Source organism: Providencia sp. LY12, from assembly GCF_057621555.1.
In genome coordinates, this window is the sequence record NZ_CM172594.1 from 900,081 (window position 1) to 925,340 (window position 25,260).

At 41.0% G+C, this 25,260-nt stretch carries 19 protein-coding genes, 1 tRNA gene and 1 other RNA gene; 14 read left to right on the forward strand and 7 right to left on the reverse strand.

What is annotated here, in order from left to right:
• Nucleotides 1-120: 120 nt before the first annotated feature.
• The 3 genes from ppiD (at nt 121) to ACY3ZI_RS03995 (ending at nt 3,167) form a co-directional block, all read left to right on the forward strand.
• Complete coding sequence (gene ppiD / locus ACY3ZI_RS03985; RefSeq protein WP_211886622.1) at nt 121-1,989, forward strand: peptidylprolyl isomerase; 1,869 nt, start codon at nt 121-123, stop codon at nt 1,987-1,989.
• Nucleotides 1,990-2,152: 163 nt separating this feature from the next.
• Nucleotides 2,153-2,524 (forward strand): ComEA family DNA-binding protein, encoded by a 372-nt coding sequence (locus ACY3ZI_RS03990; protein WP_211886777.1) that lies wholly within the window; start codon nt 2,153-2,155, stop codon nt 2,522-2,524.
• A 214-nt stretch (nt 2,525-2,738) separates the two neighbouring features.
• A complete protein-coding gene (locus ACY3ZI_RS03995) occupies nt 2,739-3,167 on the forward strand; it encodes an acyl-CoA thioesterase (RefSeq protein ID WP_487376030.1) in 429 nt (142 codons plus the stop codon).
• Between the two features lie 54 nt (nt 3,168-3,221).
• Here the strand turns inward: ACY3ZI_RS03995 and queC are convergent, their stop codons facing one another.
• Nucleotides 3,222-3,923, reverse strand: coding sequence for a 7-cyano-7-deazaguanine synthase QueC (queC, locus tag ACY3ZI_RS04000; protein WP_211886618.1), 702 nt, complete (start codon nt 3,921-3,923; stop codon nt 3,222-3,224).
• 229 nt (nt 3,924-4,152) lie between these two features.
• On the opposite strand from queC, the gene ACY3ZI_RS04005 reads away from it, so the two are divergent.
• The 3 genes from ACY3ZI_RS04005 (at nt 4,153) to ACY3ZI_RS04015 (ending at nt 8,225) form a co-directional block, all read left to right on the forward strand.
• Entirely contained in the window at nt 4,153-4,614 is a 462-nt protein-coding gene (locus ACY3ZI_RS04005) for an Lrp/AsnC family transcriptional regulator (RefSeq protein ID WP_036953928.1), read from the forward strand.
• An 84-nt stretch (nt 4,615-4,698) separates the two neighbouring features.
• Complete coding sequence (locus tag ACY3ZI_RS04010; protein ID WP_211886616.1) at nt 4,699-6,444, forward strand: SmdA family multidrug ABC transporter permease/ATP-binding protein; 1,746 nt, start codon at nt 4,699-4,701, stop codon at nt 6,442-6,444.
• On the forward strand, nt 6,441-8,225 hold the full coding sequence (locus ACY3ZI_RS04015; protein WP_487376036.1) for a SmdB family multidrug efflux ABC transporter permease/ATP-binding protein: 1,785 nt from the start codon (nt 6,441-6,443) through the stop codon (nt 8,223-8,225). The genes ACY3ZI_RS04010 and ACY3ZI_RS04015 overlap by 4 nt, the downstream gene beginning before the upstream one ends.
• Before the next feature lie 157 nt (nt 8,226-8,382).
• Here the strand turns inward: ACY3ZI_RS04015 and tesB are convergent, their stop codons facing one another.
• Nucleotides 8,383-9,249, reverse strand: a complete 867-nt coding sequence (gene tesB / locus ACY3ZI_RS04020; RefSeq protein WP_211886612.1) for an acyl-CoA thioesterase II — start codon at nt 9,247-9,249, stop codon at nt 8,383-8,385.
• Nucleotides 9,250-9,487: 238 nt separating this feature from the next.
• Here tesB and ACY3ZI_RS04025 point away from each other — a divergent pair, with 238 nt between their 5' ends.
• Both ACY3ZI_RS04025 and ffs read left to right on the forward strand, forming a co-directional pair.
• On the forward strand, nt 9,488-9,946 hold the full coding sequence (locus ACY3ZI_RS04025; protein WP_036953939.1) for a YbaY family lipoprotein: 459 nt from the start codon (nt 9,488-9,490) through the stop codon (nt 9,944-9,946).
• A gap of 180 nt (nt 9,947-10,126) precedes the next feature.
• Nucleotides 10,127-10,223: signal recognition particle sRNA small type (ffs, locus tag ACY3ZI_RS04030), an RNA gene on the forward strand.
• Nucleotides 10,224-10,592: 369 nt separating this feature from the next.
• Here the strand turns inward: ffs and ACY3ZI_RS04035 are convergent.
• From ACY3ZI_RS04035 to gloB, 4 genes are all read right to left on the reverse strand, one after another.
• Entirely contained in the window at nt 10,593-10,796 is a 204-nt protein-coding gene (locus tag ACY3ZI_RS04035; protein WP_004905417.1) for an HHA domain-containing protein, read from the reverse strand.
• Nucleotides 10,797-10,868: 72 nt separating this feature from the next.
• Entirely contained in the window at nt 10,869-11,237 is a 369-nt protein-coding gene (gene tomB / locus ACY3ZI_RS04040; RefSeq protein ID WP_036953942.1) for an Hha toxicity modulator TomB, read from the reverse strand.
• Nucleotides 11,238-11,764: 527 nt separating this feature from the next.
• Nucleotides 11,765-13,144, reverse strand: a complete 1,380-nt coding sequence (mltD, locus tag ACY3ZI_RS04045) for a murein transglycosylase D (protein WP_487376049.1) — start codon at nt 13,142-13,144, stop codon at nt 11,765-11,767.
• An 82-nt stretch (nt 13,145-13,226) separates the two neighbouring features.
• On the reverse strand, nt 13,227-13,979 hold the full coding sequence (gene gloB, locus ACY3ZI_RS04050) for a hydroxyacylglutathione hydrolase (protein WP_487376052.1): 753 nt from the start codon (nt 13,977-13,979) through the stop codon (nt 13,227-13,229).
• Nucleotides 13,980-14,013: 34 nt separating this feature from the next.
• On the opposite strand from gloB, the gene ACY3ZI_RS04055 reads away from it, so the two are divergent.
• The gene (locus ACY3ZI_RS04055) at nt 14,014-14,739 is read left to right on the forward strand and encodes a class I SAM-dependent methyltransferase (protein WP_108479261.1); all 726 of its coding nucleotides are present in this window, start codon (nt 14,014-14,016) and stop codon (nt 14,737-14,739) included.
• Between the two features lie 12 nt (nt 14,740-14,751).
• Here the strand turns inward: ACY3ZI_RS04055 and rnhA are convergent, their stop codons facing one another.
• A complete protein-coding gene (gene rnhA / locus ACY3ZI_RS04060; protein WP_487376056.1) occupies nt 14,752-15,222 on the reverse strand; it encodes a ribonuclease HI in 471 nt (156 codons plus the stop codon).
• 54 nt (nt 15,223-15,276) lie between these two features.
• On the opposite strand from rnhA, the gene dnaQ reads away from it, so the two are divergent.
• The 5 genes from dnaQ to ACY3ZI_RS04085 all read left to right on the forward strand — a co-directional run bounded on the left by dnaQ (nt 15,277) and on the right by ACY3ZI_RS04085 (nt 25,257).
• Nucleotides 15,277-16,038, forward strand: coding sequence for a DNA polymerase III subunit epsilon (gene dnaQ, locus ACY3ZI_RS04065; protein ID WP_211886602.1), 762 nt, complete (start codon nt 15,277-15,279; stop codon nt 16,036-16,038).
• A 122-nt stretch (nt 16,039-16,160) separates the two neighbouring features.
• A tRNA-Asp gene (locus ACY3ZI_RS04070) sits at nt 16,161-16,237 on the forward strand.
• Between the two features lie 1,088 nt (nt 16,238-17,325).
• On the forward strand, nt 17,326-17,835 hold the full coding sequence (locus tag ACY3ZI_RS04075; RefSeq protein ID WP_036953956.1) for an OmpA family protein: 510 nt from the start codon (nt 17,326-17,328) through the stop codon (nt 17,833-17,835).
• Nucleotides 17,836-17,900: 65 nt separating this feature from the next.
• A complete protein-coding gene (locus ACY3ZI_RS04080; protein ID WP_487376059.1) occupies nt 17,901-23,915 on the forward strand; it encodes an Ig-like domain-containing protein in 6,015 nt (2,004 codons plus the stop codon).
• Between the two features lie 82 nt (nt 23,916-23,997).
• Nucleotides 23,998-25,257: a TolC family protein gene (locus ACY3ZI_RS04085; RefSeq protein ID WP_211886600.1), complete on the forward strand. Its 1,260-nt coding sequence runs from the start codon at nt 23,998-24,000 to the stop codon at nt 25,255-25,257.
• Nucleotides 25,258-25,260 lie beyond the last annotated feature (3 nt).

A 25,260-nucleotide genomic window follows, 5' to 3' on the forward strand; every position in this document is an offset into this window, starting at 1 on the left:
TGTCTTTAATCAGCTAATATATAAGCGCGCCATGGAAATGGTGCGCTTTTTTTTCTATCTGAGTTAAAATTAGCGTAATATTAAGAAATTCAACAAAGCAAAGCGGAGTTAAGCCTTTTTATGATGGAAGATCTACGCACGAAGGCGAACAGTCCTTTTATTAAAGTGTTGTTAGCTATTATTATCTTGTCATTCGTGCTGACAGGTGTTGCTGGCTATGTGATTGGTGGCTCAAGTAATAATGCTGCTGAAGTCAATGGACAGCCAATAAGCAAGGAACAATTACAGCAAGCTTTCCAGCAAGAGCGCCAGTCATTACAAGAATACTTAGGAGATAAATTCTCTGAAGTTGCAAGTAATGACAACTACATGAAAGAGCTGCGTACCCAAGCTTTGAATAACTTAATCAATAATCAATTGATTAACCAATACGCTAATGAATTACAACTCTCTGCTAGCGACCAACAAATTGAGCAAGCTATTTTTGCTATGCAAGTTTTCCAAACGAATGGAAATTTTGATAGTGAAAAATACCGCGAAATTTTAAAACGTTACAATATTAATGCAGATGATTTTGCGGCACAAATTCGCCAAGATTTAGTTCGTGCGCAATTAGGTAAATCGTTCACCGGAACAGAATTTGCACTGCCTTCAGAAGTAAAAGCATATGCAGAACTGTTTATGCAAGAGCGTGAAGTCCGTACGGCAAGCTTATCGTTAGCTGCGCTAGAAGCTAAACAAACCGTTTCTGAAGATGAATTAAAAGCGTATTACGCGGCAAATCAAAACAGTTTTATTTCACCTGAACAAGTTCAAGTAAGCTATGTAGAAATGGATGCGGCATCTATGCCAAAAGCGTCTGTGACGGCTGATGAGGTGAAAGCTTACTATGATGAAAATCTAAAGAATTTCACGAAAGCGGAACAAAAGCTGTATAGCATGATTCAAGTCGCATCAGAAAAAGATGCGCAAGCCTTAGAAGCGGAGCTGAAAGGCGGCGCTGATTTCGCAACGTTAGCTACCGAAAAGTCCACAGATAAATTCAGTGCAGGCAACAAAGGCGTGATTGGTTGGATGGAAGCAACTTCTACACCAAGCGAAATCGTCAGTGCGAATTTAACCGAAAAAGGTCAAATTTCTGCACCGATCAAAGTCCAAGATAATTATGTCTTATTCCGTTTGGATGATGTTAAGCCAGAAGCGATTAAGCCTTTTGATGACGTTAAATCCAGTATTGAAACTAGCTTAATCCAAGATAAAAGCGTCAAACAATTTTACGATTTACAACAGAAAGTGAGTGAAGCTGCGACTAATGATAATGAATCATTAGCATCAGTTGAAAGCATTTCTGGCTTGAAAGTTGCGACTACTGGCTGGTTTGATCGTCAAAACCCACCGGCACAACTGAATTTCCCGAAAGTCATTAATGAAGTTTTCAGCGACCGTTTAGTCGATAAAAAAGGTACAACCGGTATCAACTCTGACGTGATCAACGTTGAAGGGGATCGTGCATTTGTCCTGCGTGTGACTGACTATAAAGCGGAATCAACAGAGCCATTCGAAACAGTAAAAGCGGATATTGAAGCATTAGTTAAGCGTCAGAAAGCATCCGCACAATTAAAAGCGAATGGTGAGAAATTACTGGCAGAGTTACAAGCTGGTAAAGGTGATGAAGCATTGAAAGCTGCAGACACTCAGTTTGGTGCTGTTCAAACAGTTTCATTCCTTGCTCCTGCAACGGATGTGACTGGCGTTGCGATGAAAATGACACCGCCAACTGATGGTAAACCAACTTACGCAATCGCTTATGACCAAAAAGATAATCTACTAATTGTTCAATTAGATAAAGTGACTTTAGGTCAGCCAACTGCTGATGAACTGAGCCAGTTGTCAAACGAATATCGTGGTGCAATGAGCTCAGCGGTGAATGAAGCGTTAATGCTGAATTTACGCGCGAATGCAAAAATTGAAGTGCAAAGCTTAGAATAAGTTATTTGCATGGAATAATTGCGAAGCGCTTCGCAACTAAAATTGTAATATCTGTAATAGAAGGCCACCCATTGGGTGGCCTTTCGCATTGTATAAACTGAAGAAAGGTTTTTGAAAAAATTCTCTGGCATTGTGATGTTTCAACACACATAGGAGAACAATGATGAAATGGAATAAAAGCATTAAACAAGGATTAGGGACAGCGTTAATGGTGGTAATGTTATGCCCTTTATCTGCATTTGCAGTGGTTAAAAAAGCAGAAACTGAAAAACCAGCCACGGCGATAGTGCAACCTCAAAATAGTGATGAAGTAAAAAACGTGGCGAGTTTAACATCTCCAGACCAAGTGAATATTAATCAAGCCACTGCTGAAGAGTTAGCGAGAAAACTCAATGGAATTGGTAAACAGAAAGCTCAGGCTATTGTTGAATACCGAGAAAAATATGGCGCTTTTAATACAGTTGAAAATATCCTTGAAGTACAGGGAATTGGACCTGCATTTTTAGAGAAAAATCGTAATAAACTTGTCCTATAAGCAAAAACAGCCCACTTTCACCGTGGGCTATTTTTTAGAAAATAGAAAGTAGCGTTATCAGATTAAAAACAAATTGTGGGTAATATTTGTGCTATTAAATTTAATTTAAAGCACGAATATGAGAGCTAAGTCTGATTAGTGATATTTTTTAAGCAGCCCTTTCAAATATTTGTTATTTTTATGTTATCAAATAATTCAACTGGTCGGAGTAGTTATGGCGATACGCATAAAAGTGCTCGGTTATCACATTGATGTCTTTCAACATGTCAATAATGCTAGGTATTTAGAGTTCTATGAAGCGGATAGATGGGATTGGATGGGAAAAGCTAATCTCATTGAATGGGCTATTCAGCATAGAATCGTGATGGCGGCAGTGAATATTAATGTTAACTATTTCCAAGCCGTTGGGTTGGGTGATGAGCTAACCGTTATTTCTCGAATGGATAAAATCGGAGTGAAGAGTGCTGTCTGTTACCAACAAATTATTCGCCATCGTAATGGTGTTGATGAAGTGGTATCCGATGCATATGTCACGCTTGTCTTCATTGACGGTAAAGTCAATAAAGCCATGGTGATCGAGGATGAGCTTCGAGAAAAAATTGAGTCGCTGAAAAATAAAACAGATGCTTTTATCGAAGTATAGGCAAATTAGCAGTATAGCCAACCAGGAAGCACTAACCATAGTTGGCTTTTAGAATTACATCGTTACGTTGAGTTGCTTAAGTAATGAATCCATAACGGCTTGTTTATTATTTAGGTAATAATTTAAGCCTTTGCTGCGTAAATGGCATGCGGCACACTCGGAACAGCCATCACCTGGAATACCATTGTAGCAAGTGAGAGTTTGAGTGCGGATAGTCTCAAGGTGCCCATAGTAGTCAGCAAGAGCCCATGTTTGTGCTTTGTCTAACCACATAAGTGGTGTTTCGAAACGAATATCTTTTGCTAGCCCTAGGCTAACCGCATGATTGAGCGCTTTGACAAACTCATCACGACAATCAGGGTAACCTGAAAAGTCGGTTTCACAGACACCGGTGATCACCGCTTCTGCCTGTACTTGGTAAGCATAGATAGCGGCGAGTGTTAGGAATAGAATATTACGTCCGGGTACAAAAGTACTTGGTAACCCGCTGGCTTCGCTTTCTTCATAGTCAGGAACCGGAATGTTATCACGGGTTAAACTACTAACCGCTAGCTCATTGAGCAAGGTAACATCAAGAACTTTATGCGCTTTTGCGCCTAATTGTATGCTAAGCTTTTGCGCAATGTCGATTTCTAAGCGGTGGCGCTGGCCATAATCAAAGGTGACACAATGAACCTCATCATAATGTTTGAGTGCTTGAATTAGGCAGGTTGTTGAATCTTGTCCTCCGCTGAAGACAACAACAGCACGTTTCATGAGTCTCTCCTAAGATTAAATAATGAGAATATTAATTTAGATCTATGTTAACGAGCCAAGAGGGGAATGAACAGTCTGTTTTTGTACCTTCAACCTCTAAAATAAGCAATTTATGCTATGTTTCGGTTATTCATGCAAAGTTATTCTACAATACTAGCAATTCGTAACAGCTTTATTATTTCATCATGATAGAATTTTGCGGATAACAGGATTCGCTCAGGGGCTAAACATGCTGGATAAAATAGATAAAAAACTACTTTGCTTATTACAAAATGACAGCAGCCTATCATTAAACTCATTAGCAGAAGCCGTCAATTTAACCTCGACACCATGCTGGAAGCGACTTAAACGGTTAGAGGATGAAGGATACATTCGAGGACGAGTCACGCTATTAGATGGCGAAAAACTGGGATTGGGGCTGACGGTGATTGTCATGATTAAAACCCAACAACATAATAGCGAATGGTATGCGCAATTTGTTTCATTTGTGGAAAAATTACCTGAAGTTTTAGTGTTTTATCGCATGGCTGGTGAATATGACTATCTGATGCAAGTCGAAGTTCATGATATGAAATCCTATGATCTATTTTATAAGAAATTGGTTAATGGCGTTCATGGCTTAATTGATGTAACCTCCAGTTTTGCAATGGAAAAAATCAAATATACAACCGTTTTGCCAATCCCTGACTAATCCAAAAGTCATATATTAGCCCAAGAGCGCAGAGCTCCTAATAATAGAGCAAGCAGTCACTAACATCATTCAAGGCAGTAATACGTGCGATTATTTTCACAATTACGTTGGTATTTTATAAGCGAATGGCGTCGCTATGTTGGCGCTATTTGTTTTCTTGTGGTCATTGCTATTTTACAAATGATCCCACCACGCTTTGTTGGTGTGATAGTGGATGGTATTAGCAAAGGGTCGATGACGAATCAACAACTTGTGACGTATGTATTATCCATGCTCGGAATTGCTTTAACAGTTTATGGGTTGCGCTATGTTTGGCGTTTATGGCTATTTGGTGCTTCTTACAAATTGGCTGTCCGACTAAGACAACAAATTTATCAGCAGCTTAGCTTACAAAATCAGCCATTTTATTTGAAATATCGCACAGGAGATCTTATCGCGCGTACCACGAATGATGTGGATCGTGTGGTATTTGCCGCAGGTGAAGGCGTTTTAACTCTAGTTGACTCTCTGGTGATGGGATGTGCCGTCCTTATTATGATGAGCATCGAAATAAGTTGGCAGCTAACACTCCTTGCCTTGATTCCTATGCCTATTATGGCACTGGTCATTAAGCGTTATGGCGACCAGCTTCATCATCGTTTTAAACATGCTCAAGGTGCTTTTTCATCATTAAATAACCACGCACAAGAGAGCTTAACCAGTATTAGAATGATCAAAGCATTTGGTCTTGAAACGCATCAATCCAATCAATTTGAGCAAGTTGCCACTGAAGCTGGACGCAGGAATATGCATGTAGCGAAGATTGATGCTCGCTTTGATCCGACCATTTTTATGGCGATAGGAATGGCAAACTTGTTAGCCATCGCGGGCGGAAGCTGGATGGTGTTGAATGACACATTAACCCTCGGGGAGCTCACCAGCTTTGTCATGTATTTAGGGTTGATGATCTGGCCAATGCTTGCCCTTGCATGGATGTTTAATATTGTTGAACGAGGAAGCGCAGCATATAGCCGGATTTTAAGCCTGCTTGACGAGCCTTTAGTGATTAAAGATGGTAACCAAAGTTTGCTTGCGGAAAAAGGCGAGTTAAACGTCAATATCAGAACATTTTCGTATCCCGAAACTCAGCGCCATGCTTTGCATGATATCCAGTTTGATGTAAAACCTGGGCGCTTCCTTGGGTTATGTGGACCAACGGGATCAGGGAAGTCGACATTAATTACTGTGTTACAACGCCATTTTGATGTGAATGAAGGTGAAATTATTTATCAAAATAAATCACTGACAGATATTCGACTCGATGAGTGGCGGGCAAGGTTATCAATAGTGAATCAATCTCCATTCCTATTTTCTGATTCGGTCGCAAACAATATCGCTCTTGGGCAGCCAAATGCAACAATGGAGCAGATAGAAGACGCGGCTAGGGTTGCTTGTGTGCATGAAGATATTCTACGCCTCCCCGAAGGGTATCAAACCCAAGTGGGAGAGCGTGGTGTTATGCTCTCGGGGGGGCAAAAACAGCGAATTTCCATTGCACGGGCGATTTTACAAAATGCGGAAATCCTTATTTTGGATGATGCGCTGTCCGCCGTTGATGGGCAGACAGAGCACACTATTTTGCAGAATTTGAGTCGTTGGAGACAGGGGAGAACGTTGATTATTAGCGCCCATCGTCTATCAGCCTTGGTGGATGCCGATAATATTATTGTTTTATGTCATGGGAGTATAGTTGCCAAAGGCACTCATAAAGTACTTTCTCAGCAATCTGGTTGGTACAGCGATATGTATCATTATCAGCAAATTGAAGCCGCTTTGGACGGTGATCTATGAACCAGAGAAAGCCGCTTTGGCCAGCATTAAAACGTTTATTATCTTACGGTAAACCTTACCGCGGTACTATGGGGATAGCGATTGCTATGCTTTGGTTGGCTGCCGCCGCAGAAGTGAGTGGGCCCTTACTGATTAGCTACTTTATTGACAATATGGTCGCGAAAAAACAGATCATTATGCCGCTAACGCTGTACATGGTGATTGGATTTATTGCGCTGCAAATCATTGCAGCACTTCTTCACTATCATCAAAAAATTCTGTTTAATCAAGCTTCTGTTGGAGTGGTGCAAAATCTACGAACTGATGTGATGAATGCGGCTCTGCGCCAGCCATTAAGTGCTTTTGATAAGCAGCCAGTGGGGCAGATTATTTCTCGTGTGACCAACGACACCGAAGTGATTAAAGATTTGTTTGTCATGGTAGTACCAACAGTATTTCGCAGTTTGGCATTAATTTGTGCCATGCTAGTCGCCATGTTTTCTTTAGAGTGGCGAATGGCATCCATTGCGGTACTCATTTTTCCTGCGGTTCTGATCGTCATGTTGGTTTATCAGCGACTTAGCACGCCAATTGTGCGCCGTGTTAGGGCGTATCTTGCAGATATTAATAATGGTTTCAATGAAGTCATTAATGGTATGACGGTTATCCAGCAATTTTTACAGCAAGCCAGATTTGGCAAAAAAATGCTGGAAGCAAGTGAAGATCACTATCATTCCAGAATGAAAGCATTGAAATTAGATGGATTACTACTCAGACCACTACTGAGTTTGTTCTCTGCCTGCGTATTATGTGGGTTATTATTGCTATTTGGATTTGATGGTACCAGTACTGTCGGTGTCGGGGTTCTGTATGTTTTCATTAACTACTTAGGTCGTTTAAACGAACCATTAATTGAGCTAACATCTCAGCAGTCCATGTTGCAACAAGCGGTTGTATCCGGTGAACGTGTTTTTGAATTGATGGATAGCCCACAGCAAGGTTATGGCGAAAATATTGCGCCATTACAGGGCGGAGCAATTGAGATCAAACACCTCTCTTTTGCTTATCGAGATGATAAAAAAGTCCTTGATGATATTAATTTATCCGTCCCAGAACACCATTTCGTGGCACTTGTTGGGCACACGGGAAGTGGAAAAAGTACCATTGCAAACTTAATCATGGGGTATTACCCATGGCAGGAAGGGGAAATTTTACTGGATGGACGGGATTTAAATTCACTGTCCCATCAAGTATTACGAAATGGCATTGCTATGGTGCAGCAGGATCCGGTAGTACTCGCGGCTTCATTTTTTGATAACGTTGCTCTAGGACGTGATATTTCCCAAGAAAAGGTGTGGGAAGTCCTTGAAACTGTACAATTAGCTCAGCATGTCCGTGAATTGCCAGATGGATTGGATTCATTGTTAGGTGAGCAAGGAAACACTTTATCTGTTGGGCAACGACAGCTATTGGCGATGGCGCGAGTACTCGTCGTAACACCGAAAATTCTGATATTGGATGAAGCGACCGCGAATATAGATTCTGGCACTGAACAGGCAATTCAAAAGGCGCTACGTGTTATTCGTCGAAATACGACGCTGGTGGTGATAGCTCACCGCTTATCAACGATTGTGGATGCTGATCAAGTTGTTGTTCTTCATCGAGGAATGATCGTTGAGCAAGGAAATCATGCTGAACTTCTTCAGCAGGAAGGTCGCTATTACCAGATGTATCAATTACAACAAGTGGGCGAGTCACTGAACTCTCGTGATGAAGCGGCTGCAGAAGCATTATTAGTTTAGTTAGTGCTTACTGACATACTTTATGTTGAATTGACGAGTTGATTAAGTTACTAAGCAAGGAAAAGCCTCACAATTAGGAATTCCTATATAGTTGAGGCTTTTCTTGTCTTAAAGTTAGTAACGACTTACTTTTTTCGGGCTGATATAAATCGGGACATTATCGAGGTTTTCTTTTACGAATGACCCCTTCTTGTACTGTTGTTGCCACTAAATCCCCTTGCTGATTATAAATTTGCCCTTTAACAAAACCACGCCCGCCAGAAGCAGAAGGGCTTTCAATGGCATACAGTAACCATTCATCGAGGCGATAAGGACGATGAAACCACATTGAATGGTCAATCGTTGCTACTTGTAAATCGCGTTCCATAAACCCACGTCCATGAGGCTGTAATGCTGCGGGAAGGAAATTGTAATCCGATGCGTAGCCTAACAAGTAATCATGCAACTCTGGTGTATTGGGAAGTTGTCCTTTGGCCTTAAACCAAATATAGCGAAAGGGCTCTTGAGGTGCGCTATCAAACGGGCTATAGAACTGAATCGGGCGAAACTCGAAAGGATTAGGGCGCAGTGCATATTTTTTGACAGCATCAGGAAGCTGATCTGCGAAGCGTTGAATGATTTCATCCTGTGAAATCAATTGCTCTGGTGTGGGGACATCAGGCATTAGATTTTGATGATTAAATCCATCTTCTTGTTCTTGAAATGAGGCCGTCATAAAGAAGATCGGTTTACCATTTTGAATGGCACTAATACGGCGTGTACTAAAACTGCCACCATCACGCAAAATTTCTACATCGTAGACAATCGGTTTTTGGCTATCTCCTGGACGCAGAAAATAGCTATGAAATGAGGTTATGATGCGATCTTCGGGCGTGGTTTGTTTCGCTGCATACATCGCTTGTCCAACAACCTGTCCACCAAAAACTTGTGGCAAACCAAGATCTTCACTTTGCCCCCGAAAAATACCTTCTTCAATTTTTTCGAGTTTTATTAGGCTAATTAAGTTTTGTAATTCTGTGCTCATAGTTACCTTGAAGATGGTTAAAAAATATCAGATGTCGCTATTTTCCCATTAATCCACAGAAATAGGTAGGCAGTTTGTGTACGGATTAATTGACAATCGTTTTTGGTTACAATTTGAAATATAATTTCATTATTTAATTTGTATTAGATATAATTTTCTAAGTTTAGATAAACTCTAATATATCAAGAATAATCATATTAAAATGTCTAATTAAATCAAAATATTATAGGTAATTATAATGACATTCTATCGCTACATGATTAGTTCGTTGATACTTATTTTCTTAGTAGGGTGTGAAGGAAACAACGCCAATCCCCCTGAAAAAAGGGTAAAAGGGAAAAGTAATCGCGAAAATCAGCAAGTAGACATCGGTACGATTAGCGGAAATATCCTTATTGCTAAAAATAAAGGGTTATCTGAAAACGTGGATATTACAGTCACCATGGTAGATAACTCATTTGTTGAGTTGCCAGCGCTGATATTATCTCAAAAGCACTATACTAACTTGAACAATCAAGTGACGCTTCCGTATCAGCTGACATACCACAAAAATGAAATAAGAAACCAAGCTAAAATCACGGTTAGTGCGACGTTACACGCTGATGGAAAATTAATCTATATTACAGAATCGTCGACTGAAGTGATCAATAATGGCATGGTTGAAAATATTGATTTACTTCTGGTTCCTGCTAACTAGCGGCTGGTTCTTATTAGTAAGTATTAATTCCTACCAATATTTATTGTTCATACCAATCTGTATTAAATAACCCTTCAGATTTTTGTGTAATAAAACAGCACTTGATCGCCACTTTCTTGCTATTTAGCTATCTATCAAGCATAATGCCCGTGCTTTGAAAGAAGCAATCAATGGGGGCTCTGTTGGTTCTCCCGCAACGCTAACTTGTTAACTAGGTCAGGTCCGGAAGGAAGCAGCCATAGCAGGGGTCGTGTGTGCCGGGATGTCGCTGGCAGGGCTCCCACCCAATATTAAGCCCTCTCTTAATCTTCATATCCCTGTTTCATCAATCAAATGTTCAGTAGCAATAATCATTGCCTTTTAGCTATGCTTTCTTGTTATTATCGCGCTTAGTTTACTATATTTTAATAATAAGAAATTGATTGCTATTCTTAATTGGTATTTACAATGGTTCAATTGATATTGAAATAGCTATTATCGCATGAAATGTTAAATTAATTGGGATTAGGGAAAGGTAAAAATAAAAGGATATAAAGAGGCTGCCAGTATTCAGTGAATACTAACTAAGATAAGTAAGGAATTTTCATTGAGCCGATAAAGTATTACCGGCTATAACCATTCACTATCTATGCGTGTAAATAAGTATTTATCTAACAAACTTCCAAACAGATGCTGGGATTTTATCGTAAAGTTTATTCATAGTGAGTTCGGCAAGACGATGATCAGCTGCGGAGTAAAATAACTCTAATTCATCATCAGATAACTCATACTTATTTTTTTCAATAACGCGCTCAAGTGTTTCAATAGTGGTGCATTTTCTTAAACGCATCAGATAATCGGATTTGGTCATAACGCCCTTTCTTTATGTGTCGATAACCTAAAATGTACTATAGGATAGTGAAATTAAAGGTAAATGGTGATTCTATGTCTTACTTGTCAGGCATTTTAGATCATCATCGAGCACTGCGACAAGATTTTGATTCATACTTTCCCAGTCAATGATTTCGCTGAAAGTAATTACTGGGCTGCCAAATAAATTATATGTCTCGTCAAGATACTCTTCAACAAGAGAAATAACGAGATTTTCTTTCGGATACTTGATTTTGAATCGCCAGACAAAAGCTGCAATATGCTCAACGAGCTCATTGAGGCTGATGCTTTGTGCCGAACTAAGATCATTTACCCAATGGGTGTTTGTTTTTTGTAAACTTGATATTGCGTCTCTATTCAAACTGTTACACAGATATTTTAATTCGGCTATATCATGTTTCTTGGGTGAGTATTCATCCATAATCACCTCCATGGGCGAATCTGACTTTTACTTTGCGTATTTTTGTATCAAAAATAATGTCACATCAACTAAATATAAGCATCTGTTTTCAATATAAACAAACATGGTTAGTATATTGATAAATATAAGATTATCACTAATTGAGAGAGTTTTAGGTTGTCACTAATATAAAAGTAATATTCAAATATAAACTGATTGCTCAGATTGCTTTCGCCACATCAATAATAATAGCACTTTTATTTCATAAGTCACCACCCAATAATGACTTTTTTAAGCAGGGAATCGTAAGGGGAAACTAGGAAAAATCGGGATAATTATTTTTTCTATCACACCCTAATCAAGAATGTAAATGATATTGTGCGATTTCGGCAATTAAGTGTATTTGATGATATGTTACAACTCAAATTGTGATCCAGATTGATATCGAGATTAAGGCTAATTAAATAGTTTATTTCTAATCATTGAAATTTATTTAATATAAAATCCCCTAAGGTTTAACCTTTATGGGGATTTTTGAAATATTTAATTTAAAGATATAAATTCAATGTAACACCTGGCTTTAAATCTGCCATTTTAACACCTGAGTTCCAATTCATCAGGTCGTTAAGTTTAATTCCATGACGCTTAGCAATACTGTAATAAGTATCGCCTTTTCTGACTTTGTAAGTTCCACCTTTACGATTATTGCTGGTCGGTGTCGTACCTGAAATTTTTAATGTTTGTCCTGGAACGATGTTTGCTTTAGCTGTTTTTAACCCATTTAGCTGTTGGATATTCTTAGCTGTTGTATTGAATTTTTTAGCAATGCTTGCGATAGATTCACCTTTGCGAACTTTATAACTAAAGGTTTTAGCTTGCTTCGAGTTCGCTTTTGCTGTCTGGATGTTACTCGCCGCGGCTTGCGCATAACGATTTTGTGCTACTGCGTTGCGAATATCATTTAATACGTCTTGATCCGTCAGTGAAACTTTTAGCTGCTCAGCTTTTGCTGTTGGCAACATAATATAATGTGGACCATTTGGCGACGTAACGCCTCGGGTATAACCCGAATTATAGGTTTTAATAGATTCTTCCGTTAAACCTGTTAATTCAGCTGCTTGAGTCAATGTGATTTGTTGTCCCACATCAACTTGCGTTAACCCTCTATTCTTATTACTTTTTGGTAATCTGACTTGATAGCGTTCTGGTTGTCTCAGCACTTGGCTAAGCGCAAGGATCTTTGGAACATATTGTTTGGTTTCTTTTGGTAATTGAAGAGACCAAAAATCTGTTGGTAAGCCAGCAGCTTCATTCTTTTTAATCGCGTTTTGAACGCAACCTTCACCGCAGTTATAAGCAGCAAGTGTGAGCTCCCAATCGTGACCGAACATAATATTCAGATTCTCAAGGAGATCTAAAGCCGCTTTTGTGGATGTCACAACATCACGGCGTTCATCAACCCATTGTGTCTGTTTTAGCCCATATGAACGTGCAGTGATGGGAACGATTTGCCAAAGACCTGCCGCTTGCGCGGGAGAGGTGGCTTTAGGATTATATGAACTTTCAATGACAGGAATTAAGGCTAATTCCATTGGTAAGTTACGATCATTGATTTCATCTACAATTAAGTACATGTAAGGCTCAGCTCTTACTGCCACATCATAGATAAAACTTTGTTTATTGGAGTAACTATTGGCCATTTCCCGAATTGTTGCGTTTTCGGGGATATCCATCTTCAGCTCACCACTAATATAACCCCAAAGGTCATGATCGACTTTGGAAACCTGTCTACTTGCTGCTTGGTTATGGGATGCAACAGTGTCAATTGAGTGGTTGGCTGAAGATTTTGGTTGCTTAACGGTGACTTTAGAAGTGCCTTGACAGCCCGCAAGCAAAACAATGGCGATGAGGGGCGCGATTATCTTCATTAGCTCTGTTTTTCTTTGTTTTTAATGTTTAAAAGTTGACCAGATAATACTGGCTTTAGCTGTTATTGACAACGATTATACATCAATATTCATCCTTTAATTTACGTAATAAGGTGAAAACTGCACGTAATGATGGATTTGTCACATTAATGTTCAGTTTTTGTTGTAATTTCGGATTGTCACATTGTAAAAAAATGTTGATATTTTTCTCAGTTTTCAATGTACTAGGTACTGTTGCTTGCTGATTGTTGCGCAAAGTCCTTACTTTTTCGGAATAATTCGTAATTGTCTCATTTTCAGGCCAAATATGATGAGCGAATTGTAAATTAGACTGCGTATATTCATGCGCACAGCAGATGAGAGTATCATCAGGAAGCACTGCGATTTTTTGAATCGATTGATACATTTGGTCGGGGGTACCCTCGAAAATCCGCCCGCAGCCAGCTGAAAATAATGTATCACCACAAAATAGGTAAGGAGCTTGGTAAAAACCGATATGCCCAAGCGTGTGACCAGGGAGACCAATGACTTGAAAATTGAAGTCACCAATAATGACGGAATCGCCATCACATACCAGCTCTGTCGCCCCTTTAACTAAGGTTTCTTGGGGGCCAAATACGGGGAGTTTTGGATATTGAGCAATAATAGCTTTTACACCCTGAGTATGGTCGTTATGATGATGGGTGAGTAAAATTGCAACAGGGGTCAATTGGTTAGCCGTTAATATTGAGAGAACCGACTCTGACTCAGCAGGGTCAACGATGATACACTGCTGGTTGTTTGCTAGTAGCCAAATGTAATTATCATTTAACGCTGGTACTCGAATTAACTCCATAATCAACCTCGATCCGATTTTTAAGGGGAATGTTATGAAACCTGCGCGTATTGAAGAAAAGATTCAAATGCCCGCCAGTTGGTCTGATATTCCTTTTGGTGAACACTATCGCCAAGCCTTGGAAGCCCAGTTAGCGCCTTGGTGGCAAAAAATGTTTGGTTTTCACCTGCTTAAATTAGGTCATTTGAGTACAGAAATCCACACTAAAGAGTGCATGATCCCTCATCAATTCACGTTAGGTGAAGATCCTCACTTATTTGATGTTGCGGCAAATCCTGAAGCTTTGCCTTTTGCGGATAAGACAATTGATGCCTGTTTAATGCCTCATTTGCTCGCCTATAGCCATGATCCACATTGGATCTTACGGGAAGTGGATCGGGTATTGATCGATGATGGTTGGCTGATTTTATCGGGATTTAACCCATTCAGCTTAGCTGGAATGGCAAAATTAGTACCGATTTTACGTAAGCAGCAGCCTTACTGTAGCCGTTTTTTCCCTTCTCTCCGGGTATTTGATTGGCTAGGGTTACTCAATTATGAGGTGCTATATCACCGAAATTGCCAAGTGTTACCTTGGATCTCATCGGAGAAACGGGTAAATAAACGTTGTGGTGGAATTGGTGTGATCAGCGTGATTGTTGCAAGAAAGCGTACATATCCATTAACGCCAACGCCCTTGAAATTTAAGCAACCTAAAGTGAAAATTTCAACAGCGTTGGGTGCAACGAAAGAAATCAGTAAATCGAAGCAACTTCGTTAAATCTGAACCTGGCTATTCTTGAGTAGGTTGGTAGCCTGTATCTTCTTTTGTTGGCGCATTGGCCGCGGCGCGAGCTAATTCATCACATTTTTCATTCTCAGCATGACCAGCATGACCTTTCACCCAGCGCCAATCGATAGTATGGCGTGTAATTGCTTGGTCGAGACGCTTCCAAAGATCCACATTGACCACTGACGATTTATCCGCCTTTTTCCATTGACGACGTTTCCAATTATGGATCCACTGAGTGATCCCTTGGCGTACATATTGGCTATCGGTAGTCAGGATAATATCGCAAGGTCGGGTCAGTGACTCTAAGGCAACGATTGCGGCGAGTAATTCCATGCGATTATTGGTGGTGAGGAAAAAACCATCACTGAGTGTTTTCTCATGTTGCTGATAACGAAGTACGATACCGTATCCGCCGGGGCCTGGGTTCCCTAAACAAGACCCATCAGTGAAAATTTCTACCTGCTTTGTCATTTCTGTTACACTCTTTCTTATTCATCAACTTCTAGTTTGACACAAAAAAACATTATGAGCACGGCGATAACCCGACAAATTGTCCTCGATACTGAAACCACAGGTATGAACAAGCTTGGTGTTCATTATGAAGGGCACAATATCATTGAAATTGGTGCTGTAGAGGTGATTAATCGCCGCTTAACAGGGCGCAATTTCCATGTCTACATCAAACCAGACCGTCTCGTTGACCCAGAAGCTTTCGAAGTCCACGGAATCAGTGATGAATTTTTGCAAGACAAACCGGTATTTGCCGATATAGCCGATGAGTTTATCGAATTTATTCGCGGTGCAGAACTCGTCATTCACAATGCACCCTTCGATATCGGCTTTATGGACTACGAGTTTCGTAAGCTCAACAGAGGCATTCCTCCAACCTCAGAATTCTGCACCATTACCGACAGCTTAGTATTAGCTCGCAAGATTTTTCCCGGTAAACGTAATAACTTAGACGCCTTATGTGATAGATACCTTATCGATAACTCCAAGCGAACATTGCACGGAGCTTTACTCGATGCTGAGATCCTCTCTGACGTCTACTTAGCGATGACAGGGGGGCAGACCTCTCTTGCATTTTCAATGGAATCTGAATCCAGCAATACGGAACAAGCCAATGAAATTCAACGTATTGAGCGTCCAGTAAGTGGATTAAAAATTATTTATGCTTCTGATGAAGAAATTGCAGAGCATGAAGCCCGCTTAGATATCGTGGATAAAAAAGGGGGAAAACCCTGTTTATGGCGGCAATCTGAGCAAGATGACGAAACCCTTCATTAATGGCGACAGTTTTGTAATCTAATAAGGCTAAAAACTGCTCAACCGTACGATTTTTCAAGAAAAAGAGTTGACTGTCATATCAAGTATTCGTAATATGCTTGGCGTTCCCAGTAGGGAACTTCGGAGCGGTAGTTCAGTTGGTTAGAATACCTGCCTGTCACGCAGGGGGTCGCGGGTTCGAGTCCCGTCCGTTCCGCCAATTTATTAAGCCCTGAGTCTTACGACTCGGGGCTTTTTTTTGCTGCAAAATCACCCGTTACATGACATCTCAGGCCTTTGGATGTACATGCCTCAATTCGCTCTCACACTCATTCTCACCCTTACAGGGGAAAGCTAGGTGGCTTATTACAGCCAACTCTGTTTTCTGTACTTTCGGGGGCATATACAGTCATCAAATTATTTATAGGAACGATAATTAATTCTATTATCGATAGACGTTATTACTGAGATATTGTTATTTTCGATTATTGAAATAGGAGCCATCAATGTATATTAAATTAACATTTCATTTTATGAACTAAGAATAATTCCTAGATAAATTTAGAATTATAAGGGAATGTTCTTAGTTTGTATTTAAATATGGAATTTAAGTGAAATTATGAAAATTAATAGATGATATATATTACTAATTATGGGCTCTGACTATTTTGAAGGCGATTAAATGATAAAGGTGTTTAATTAGAATGCGATAAACTTATATTTTACACGCAGCGGGAGTATTTCGTGATAATAAGTTATTTACTCGTATTAAGGTATTTTTACCAGAATGTTAATAGGCATTAACACCGCCTATAGACCCCTCTTTTAGGATGGTTTTAACTTAGACATAAACTCTTTGTATTTATATGTATATAGAATTTAAGTTTTATTTTTATCAATTTTATGGTTTTTATGCTCACGCACTATATGAGTTAGAAAAATAAATAATTTTTTAACATGTAAATTATTTCAATAAAAACAGTATATTATGAATCAATTGATAGAATAGCGACTAAAATTGATAGCATTTCTTTGGATTGGTAAAATTCGGGGGAGTAAAATTGACGCATATCAACTTTGAACGATATAATGCTGAAGTTTTCATCATGTAACAAAATGCTTCAGGTACCCATTTAATGGGTTAAGTTGAAGCAAAAATAATTATAAGCATTTTATTTTTAAGCTGGAGACTAAATGATTTCCAGCTTTAGTATTTATTCAAATCACTACGATATTTATTCTCTCTAATATTACGTAGAGGGATTTTGCTTTGCATAAATTAAACACCATAGCGTTGAAAGGATTAATATGAAAAAGATCACTAGCGTTGTAATACTATTATGTATTGCAGCATTGACGGGTTGTGTGCGTAATGAAGGATTGCACGGGTATAATAACGAAACATGGAAGAATAAGAATATTCTTAAAGAAAGCAAGGAAGTTGAAAGTAATAAAGCATTAGTCTCTTTCTATAGAATAGATAATCAAGTTGAAGGGAAAACAATTAATATATTTGTGAATAAACAGTACCTCACTTCATTAGAGCCTAATGCGACTAAACAAATTAAATTATGCTCTGGAAATAACAATTTTACTGCATATAAGACAGATGTTAGCGAGCGCTATAATACCAAATTAAACGAAATCGATAATAAGCCACTAGAGCCAGGAAAATCCTATGCATTCTTGGTTACTGAAACCAATGGAACAGTATCATTAAAACCAATGACAGAAAAAGAAGTTAATGAATTTAAAGGGAAAGTTAGCACCCAAGTTCATACTTTACCGCGTGTGGATGTAGCTCAAAGCTGCCAATAATTAACACGATTTTAAACTAAATTTAATTCAATAAATAATTGTCCGATACGAGGCAATGGATAACTATGTCTATTAAAAAAATATCAATTAAAGTTAATAATAGCAAAGAGACGATTGAGCAATATTCTGTTACTGGTGGGGAAAACGGTGCAGGACAATTAAAACAACCACTGCATATTAATGCACAAAAAGATGTAAATTATTTATTAATTGATGAAAGTACACAATTCGCACCAGAAAACATTGCGGTTAAGCGTGTTGATAAAAATCTTGTCATCGCATTTGAAGGCGGCGATGTAGAAAGTCCTGATTTAATTATCGAAAATTACTTTGCTGAGAATGGCGCCATTGGTTATCAAGAAGGCGATGCAAACCTCATTATTGGTCAATATGAAAATGGCCAATACTTCCCATACGTTCCGGAAAGTGCAGTAAAAGCAGATGCAATCAGCCAGTTAGCTGATGGACAAGCGGCTGGACAAGCCATTGGTGGCGATGCATTACCTCCATTGTGGGCATTTAACCCATGGTGGTTAGCTGCACTGGTTCCTCTTATTGGTATTCCTGCTGTGGCAATCAGTGGCGGCGGCGGTGGTGGTGGTCACTCTAAAGTTGTCGACCATGCACCTATCGCGGGTGATGACTCTGCACATGCAAAACATAATACCCCTGTTACTATCCATGTTACTGCGAATGACAGTGATGTTGATGGCGACTTAAATCCAAACTCTATTCGTATTGTTAAAGAAGGTTCTAAAGGAACCGTGACAATCGGTAAAGATGGAAAGATTATCTATACACCAAATAAAGGTGAATATGGCGTTGATACCATCACTTACGTGGTAAAAGACCGCGCTGGCCATGAGTCGAATGTTGCGACCATCACCGTAAAAATTGACGCGGCTCCAGAAGCGAAAGACGATTCTGCGGCAACCAAAGAATCTAAGCCTGTCACCATCGATATGGAAAACAATTACTCCGATAAAGACGGCGATGTTGATCACAGCTCTTTAGCGATTAAAACCAATGGTGGTAAGGGTTTTGCGAAGTTTGTTAATGGCAAATTAGTGTACCAGCCGAATAAAGGCGAAGTGGGTACTGACACCATCACTTATACCGTGACAGATAAAAACGGTAACGTCTCTGAAGATGCGACGATCACCATCAACATCGATGCGCCACCAGTAGCGAACGACGACTCAGCTAAAGCCAACAAGGCAACGCCAGTTGAATTAGATGTTTTGGATAATGATACCGATCTCGACGGTGATATTGACCCAACAACATTAGTTGTTGTGGGTGAACCAACCAAAGGCACCGTCAAAGTTGTTGATGGTAAGCTGGTGTACACTGCGAACCCAGATGCCACGGGTCAAGATACGATTACGTATCTGGTCAAAGATAAAAATGGCAACGTGTCTAATAAAGCGACCGTGACCATTGATATCACTGAGCCGCCAGTCGCCAACGAAGATAAAGCCGACACTCGCCACAATACCCCAGTTGAAATTGATGTCACAGCGAACGATACTGACCTCGACGGTGATTTAGATAAAAACAGCGTGGTGATCACTCAACCAGGTACCAAAGGCACCGTGACTATCGGCGAAGATGGCAAGCTGATCTATACCCCAAATCCAGGGGAAACGGGTACCGACACCATTACTTATACCGTGAAAGATAAGAACGGCAACGTGTCGAATGAAGCGACGGTAACCATCACTATCGATGCACCACCAGTGGCGGGCAATGATGTTGCGGACACGCGTCATAATAAGCCTGTTGAAATCGATATCACCGCCAATGACACCGACAAAGACGGCGATCTGGATAAAAACAGCGTAGTGATCACTCAGCCAGGTACAAAAGGCACCGTGACCATCGGCGAAGATGGCAAGTTGATCTACACTCCGAATAAGGGTGAGCACGGCACCGACACCATCAAATACACTGTCAAAGACAGCAACGGCAACGTATCCAACGAAGCGACGGTAACCATCACTATCGATGCACCGCCAGTGGCGAACGAAGATAAAGCCGATACGCGCCACAATACGCCAGTTGAAATTGATATCACCGCCAATGACACCGATCTCGATGGCGATCTGGACAAAAACAGCGTGGTGATCACTCAGCCAGGTACCAAAGGCACCGTGACTATCGGCGAAGATGGCAAGCTGATCTACACCCCAAATAAGGGTGAGCATGGCACCGACACCATCAAATACACTGTCAAAGACAGCAACGGCAACGTATCCAACGAAGCGACGGTAACCATCACTATCGATGCACCACCAGTAGCGAATGAAGATAAAGCCGATACTCGCCACAATACGCCAGTTGAAATCGATATCACCGCCAATGACACCGACAAAGACGGCGATCTGGATAAAAACAGCGTGGTGATCACCCAGCCGGGCACCAAAGGCACCGTGACCATAGGCGAAGATGGCAAGCTGATCTACACCCCAAATAAGGGTGAGCACGGCACCGACACCATCACCTACACCATTAAAGATAAGAATGGTAACGTGTCAGAAGAAGCGACCGTGACCGTCACTATCGATGCACCGCCAGTGGCGAACGAAGATAAAGCCGACACTCGCCACAATACCCCAGTTGAAATTGATGTTACGGCGAACGACACCGATCTCGATGGCGATTTAGATAAAAACAGCGTAGTGATCACTCAGCCGGGCACCAAAGGCACCGTAACCATCGGTGAAGATGGCAAGCTGATCTATACCCCAAATCCAGGGGCAACGGGCACAGACACCATCACTTATACTGTGAAAGATAAGAACGGTAACGTCTCCAACGAAGCGACGGTAACTATCAATATCGATGCACCACCAGTGGCAGTTGATGATAAAGCAACGACCAAAGAATCCGTGCCGGTGACCATCGACGTGTTGGCGAACGACACCGATTTAGACAAAGATATCGACCCAAGCACGCTGGTGATCAAAGCCAACGGTAGCAAAGGCACCGCCACTATCGTCGACGGCAAGTTGGTTTATACCCCAAATGCCGGTGAAGTGGGCACCGATACCATCACGTACCAAGTGTTCGATAAGAACGGTAACGTCTCCAACGAAGCGACGGTAACTATCAATATCGATGCACCGCCAGTGGCAGTTGATGATAAAGCAACGACCAAAGAATCCGTGCCGGTGACCATCGATGTGTTGGCGAACGACACCGATTTAGACAAAGATATCGACCCAAGCACGTTGGTGATCAAAACCAATGGCAGCAAAGGCACGGCAACTATTGTCGACGGCAAGTTGGTTTATACCCCAAATACGGGTGAAGTGGGCACCGACACCATCACGTACCAAGTGTTCGATAAAAACGGTAATGTCTCCAACGAAGCGACGGTAACTATCAATATCGATGCACCGCCAGTGGCAGTTGATGATAAAGCAACGACCAAAGAATCCGTGCCGGTGACCATCGATGTGTTGGCGAACGACACCGATTTAGACAAAGACATCGACCCAAGCACGTTGGTGATCAAAACCAATGGCAGCAAAGGCACCGCGACCATTGTCGACGGCAAGTTGGTTTATACCCCAAATGCGGGTGAAGTGGGCACCGACACCATCACGTACCAAGTGTTCGATAAAAACGGTAACGTCTCCAATGAAGCGACGGTGACAGTCGATATCGACGCGGCGCCAGTGGCAGTTGATGACTCAGCAAAAGCCAATAAAGCGACACCTGTTGAGATTGATGTACTCGGTAATGATACTGACTTAGATAATGATATCGATCCAAATACGTTAGCAGTTGTTGAGCAGCCATCACAAGGCACCGTGAGTATTGTGAACGGCAAGCTGGTTTACACACCTAATGCGGATGCGAAGGGTACGGACACCATCACTTACACAGTGAAGGATGCTAACGGTAATGTTTCCAATAAAGCGACCGTGACCATTGTAATCAATGAACCCCCTGTTGCTGGTGATGACCACGGTCAAACTAAGCAAGGTGTTCCGACAGTTATTGATGTGTTGATCAATGACAAAGACCCTGATGGGGAGTTGGATAAATCAACCCTGCATATTGAAAAGAATGGCAGCAAAGGTACCGCGACGTTTGATGCAGATGGCAAACTGATTTATACACCAAAACCAGGTGCTACAGGCCAAGATACCATCACTTATACCGTGAAAGATAAGGATGGCAGTATCTCAAATACAGCGACTGTCACTATTGATATTACACCAACGCAAACGACACCGACGGAAGTCTTCGAGAAAGGCTTAAGAACGGATGGAACTGCGGGTGATAAATCGCCTGTGACTGTGCATGGCGTTATTGAGTTATCTAATCCAACAGATAAACCAACAACTCCAAGCGATATTAAGATCATTGAGCCGACAACCAAGCTGACTTCAGGTGGAGAGCCTATTTCATGGGAATCTACTGACAATGGTTTTGTGGGTAAAATACCAAATGGAAAAGAAGTGATTTCCGTTAAAGTGACAGATACCCCAACCGCAGATGGCAGCACAAAGGTTAATTATGAAGTTAATCTCAAAGGCCTTGTTGATCATCCAGCAGGCAAAGACTCTCTGAATATTGAGTTTGGTGTGAAAAATGGCACCGATGAAGTGAAAACTGAAATCGTGGTTCATGATGATAAGCCTGAAGCCTCGAATGTTGAGTTATCAGTAGAACCACCAGTTGAAAATACCTTTTATGCTAACTTGATTATCTCGTTAGATTTGTCCAGTAGCATGGGTAGAGATGATAGTGGTATTCAAGGCGGTAACACTGCATCAGGAATGAAAACGCGATATGACGCTGCGTTAGATTCAATTGATAGCGTGTTAAGTAGTTATGAAGAGCGTCTAAACAGCGCTGATGCAGGAGAAGTGCGCGTTAGCATTAATGGTTTTGCTAAGCAAGCATCGGCAATTGGTGGGGCGCCGGGTTACCCAATGGATCAACCATACTGGTGTACCATCTCTGAGGCAAAACAAATTATTGAAGGTTTACGTGGCGCTCAAACGCTACGCCCAGATTGGCATGTTATCGGTGTAGATACTAACTATGATGCAGCATTGCAGCAGGTGATCAGTATTTTCCAAAAAACATCCAGTAGTGGCATGGAACCGATTGATGCAAAAGATATTAATGGAAAACTAGATAACACATTGTTTGTGATTACTGATGGTATTCCGAACTATGGTAACCAAAGCAATAGTCAGGATCCTGTTGCTGGAAATGGTATCGCACCCACATCGCCAAATGGTTTTGTCCCAGGAAGCCCAAATACTGATATTGGTGAAGATAGCTGGAAGGCTTTCTTAACAGAAAAAGGTATTCGTTCTGTGGCTATTGGTATTGGTCAAGACATGCTCAAGAGCGTGGGTGGTAAAACCGGTGAAGAGTTTATCAAGCCTATCGCTTTTGATGGACAAAAAGGCGAAAACAACGACGCTAACGACGTTATCGTTCTAAAAGATATGAGCTCTTTAGGCAATATCCTGAGCAAATATGTACCGAACGAAAACACCATCGAAAGCAGCTTCTCAAAAGCGAATGATGGTAAAGAAACCTTGAGCTTCGGCGCAGATGGCATGAAATCTATCAGCATTGAAGTGGATGGCCATACTTACAAATACGATCCAACAACCAAGGGAATTACGTCGGATAACCTTGATAAGAGCATGTGGGTTGATTTTGGTCAGGGTGAATTAGCCGTTAAAACCGATGCGGGCGGTTTACTCTCTATCTCTTTAGGTGAGAAAAACTTTGGTCACTTAACCTATCGTCCGGGGGCAACACGCCCGACGGGAATGGAGAAAGAGACCTTTACGCTGACGTTAACCGATAACGACGGTACCAACGGTAAGTCATCAATTTCAGTGGATATCAGTAAGTTAAAAGAGTCTGGTAACACGGGCTTAAACGATACTGATTTAACAGCCCTGAAACTCTTCTCGCCAGAAAGTGCAATGGAGTTACATGGAGTAGACACCGATGTCAATGCAACATCAAGTCACTCTACTGGTTTCATGAACTCATCATTAGATGCGTTACAAGAAACTCAGAGCGCCATTATTTAAGGCTAATGATTGAGGGTTACCACGGGTAGCCCTCAATATTTTATTTCGCCAACACCAGTTTTATTTACTTTGTGCCAACTTTATGAAATCTCTAATTAATAGCATCTTAGCGCTATTCCTCGTGAAGATGCTTTCCCTTTCTGCTGTGGCAGATGTGGTTGAATTAAAAAACTTATTAAAAGATTCACTCGATAATGCCCCAGAAGTCCAAGAGGCTTATGCCAATTATCAAGCGGCACAAAGCAACGTTAGTGCAGCGGAAGCTGGGCATTACCCAGTCGTCAGCTTAATGGGAACTCAGCCTCTTGCGCAGCAACACAAATACGAAAGTAACGCGATGGAGTCGGGGTTTCACCTTGGTACCAAAGCGACCATGAACATTTATGCTTGGGGTGGAATTGAAGCGGGTGTAGACCGCGAACAGTCCAAGCAAAGCTACTATGAAAACCAATATATTCTTTCTCAAGAAGATATCAGCGTGCGCATCAGCCAGCTTTATTTGCAGGTTTTACGCCACAAAGAAACCCTTGATGTGATTGATGAAAACCTTGTTCGTCATCACCAAATTGAAAAGCAACTGACCTCGATTGTTCAGCATGACTCTGGTCGAATGAGCGAATTAACGCAAGTGAAAGCGCGTACCTTAAAAGTGGAAATGAGCCGCGCTGAAACAGAAAGAAACCTGAATTTAGCCCTGAGCCAATTATCGATTTTGACTCAACGCCAGCTAACTGTTGACCAATTTGTTGACCCATTCAGAGCCACGACTAGCGGTGCGATTTTAGCCAAATTTCAAGAAGATAATCTAGAAAATAACCCAAGCTATAAAGCCCAAGTGGCCGATGCTCAAAGCCTTGATGCTGAAGTTAAAGTCGCCAGCGCCATGAGAAAGCCAGCACTGAATTTAGAAGTTAATGCGACACCAGATAATAGCGAAGTTTTCTTACGTGTTTCTTGGAATATTTTTGACCAAGCGAGCTATTACAGCCAAGCACAGAAAGAGTATGCCCTGTCCGCAGCCAATGAGCGTATTAAAAAAACATTCCGTGAAATTAAAGAGATGAGCCAATCTGCGGCGATCAATATGGCGCAAAGTGAAAAACAAGGAAATATAGCCAAAGCCTATATCGCAGAGCAAAAAGTGGTGATCAGTAACTATGAAAAGCAATTTACGATCAACCGCCGCACTTTGATTGATTTGCTTGATGCGTATAACGAGCTAGCAAGTATTCAAACCAGCGCTGTTATCTTACAAAACGACTTCCGTGACGCGACACTCAATTACCTCAGTGTGCAGGCAAAAATGTCTGCATGGATGAACCAAGAATTGGCTTCTAGATAAATT

Bases quoted from the DNA above. Each gene is read 5' to 3' on its own strand.
- ppiD (WP_211886622.1), top strand. From the start codon at position 121: ATGATGGAAGATCTACGCACGAAGGCGAACAGTCCTTTTATTAAAGTG.
- ACY3ZI_RS03990 (WP_211886777.1), top strand. From the start codon at position 2,153: ATGAAATGGAATAAAAGCATTAAACAAGGATTAGGGACAGCGTTAATG.
- ACY3ZI_RS03995 (WP_487376030.1), top strand. From the start codon at position 2,739: ATGGCGATACGCATAAAAGTGCTCGGTTATCACATTGATGTCTTTCAA.
- queC (WP_211886618.1), bottom strand. From the start codon at position 3,923: ATGAAACGTGCTGTTGTTGTCTTCAGCGGAGGACAAGATTCAACAACC.
- ACY3ZI_RS04005 (WP_036953928.1), top strand. From the start codon at position 4,153: ATGCTGGATAAAATAGATAAAAAACTACTTTGCTTATTACAAAATGAC.
- ACY3ZI_RS04015 (WP_487376036.1), top strand. From the start codon at position 6,441: ATGAACCAGAGAAAGCCGCTTTGGCCAGCATTAAAACGTTTATTATCT.
- tesB (WP_211886612.1), bottom strand. From the start codon at position 9,249: ATGAGCACAGAATTACAAAACTTAATTAGCCTAATAAAACTCGAAAAA.
- ACY3ZI_RS04025 (WP_036953939.1), top strand. From the start codon at position 9,488: ATGACATTCTATCGCTACATGATTAGTTCGTTGATACTTATTTTCTTA.
- ACY3ZI_RS04035 (WP_004905417.1), bottom strand. From the start codon at position 10,796: ATGACCAAATCCGATTATCTGATGCGTTTAAGAAAATGCACCACTATT.
- tomB (WP_036953942.1), bottom strand. From the start codon at position 11,237: ATGGATGAATACTCACCCAAGAAACATGATATAGCCGAATTAAAATAT.
- mltD (WP_487376049.1), bottom strand. From the start codon at position 13,144: ATGAAGATAATCGCGCCCCTCATCGCCATTGTTTTGCTTGCGGGCTGT.
- gloB (WP_487376052.1), bottom strand. From the start codon at position 13,979: ATGGAGTTAATTCGAGTACCAGCGTTAAATGATAATTACATTTGGCTA.
- ACY3ZI_RS04055 (WP_108479261.1), top strand. From the start codon at position 14,014: ATGAAACCTGCGCGTATTGAAGAAAAGATTCAAATGCCCGCCAGTTGG.
- rnhA (WP_487376056.1), bottom strand. From the start codon at position 15,222: ATGACAAAGCAGGTAGAAATTTTCACTGATGGGTCTTGTTTAGGGAAC.
- dnaQ (WP_211886602.1), top strand. From the start codon at position 15,277: ATGAGCACGGCGATAACCCGACAAATTGTCCTCGATACTGAAACCACA.
- ACY3ZI_RS04075 (WP_036953956.1), top strand. From the start codon at position 17,326: ATGAAAAAGATCACTAGCGTTGTAATACTATTATGTATTGCAGCATTG.
- ACY3ZI_RS04080 (WP_487376059.1), top strand. From the start codon at position 17,901: ATGTCTATTAAAAAAATATCAATTAAAGTTAATAATAGCAAAGAGACG.
- ACY3ZI_RS04085 (WP_211886600.1), top strand. From the start codon at position 23,998: ATGAAATCTCTAATTAATAGCATCTTAGCGCTATTCCTCGTGAAGATG.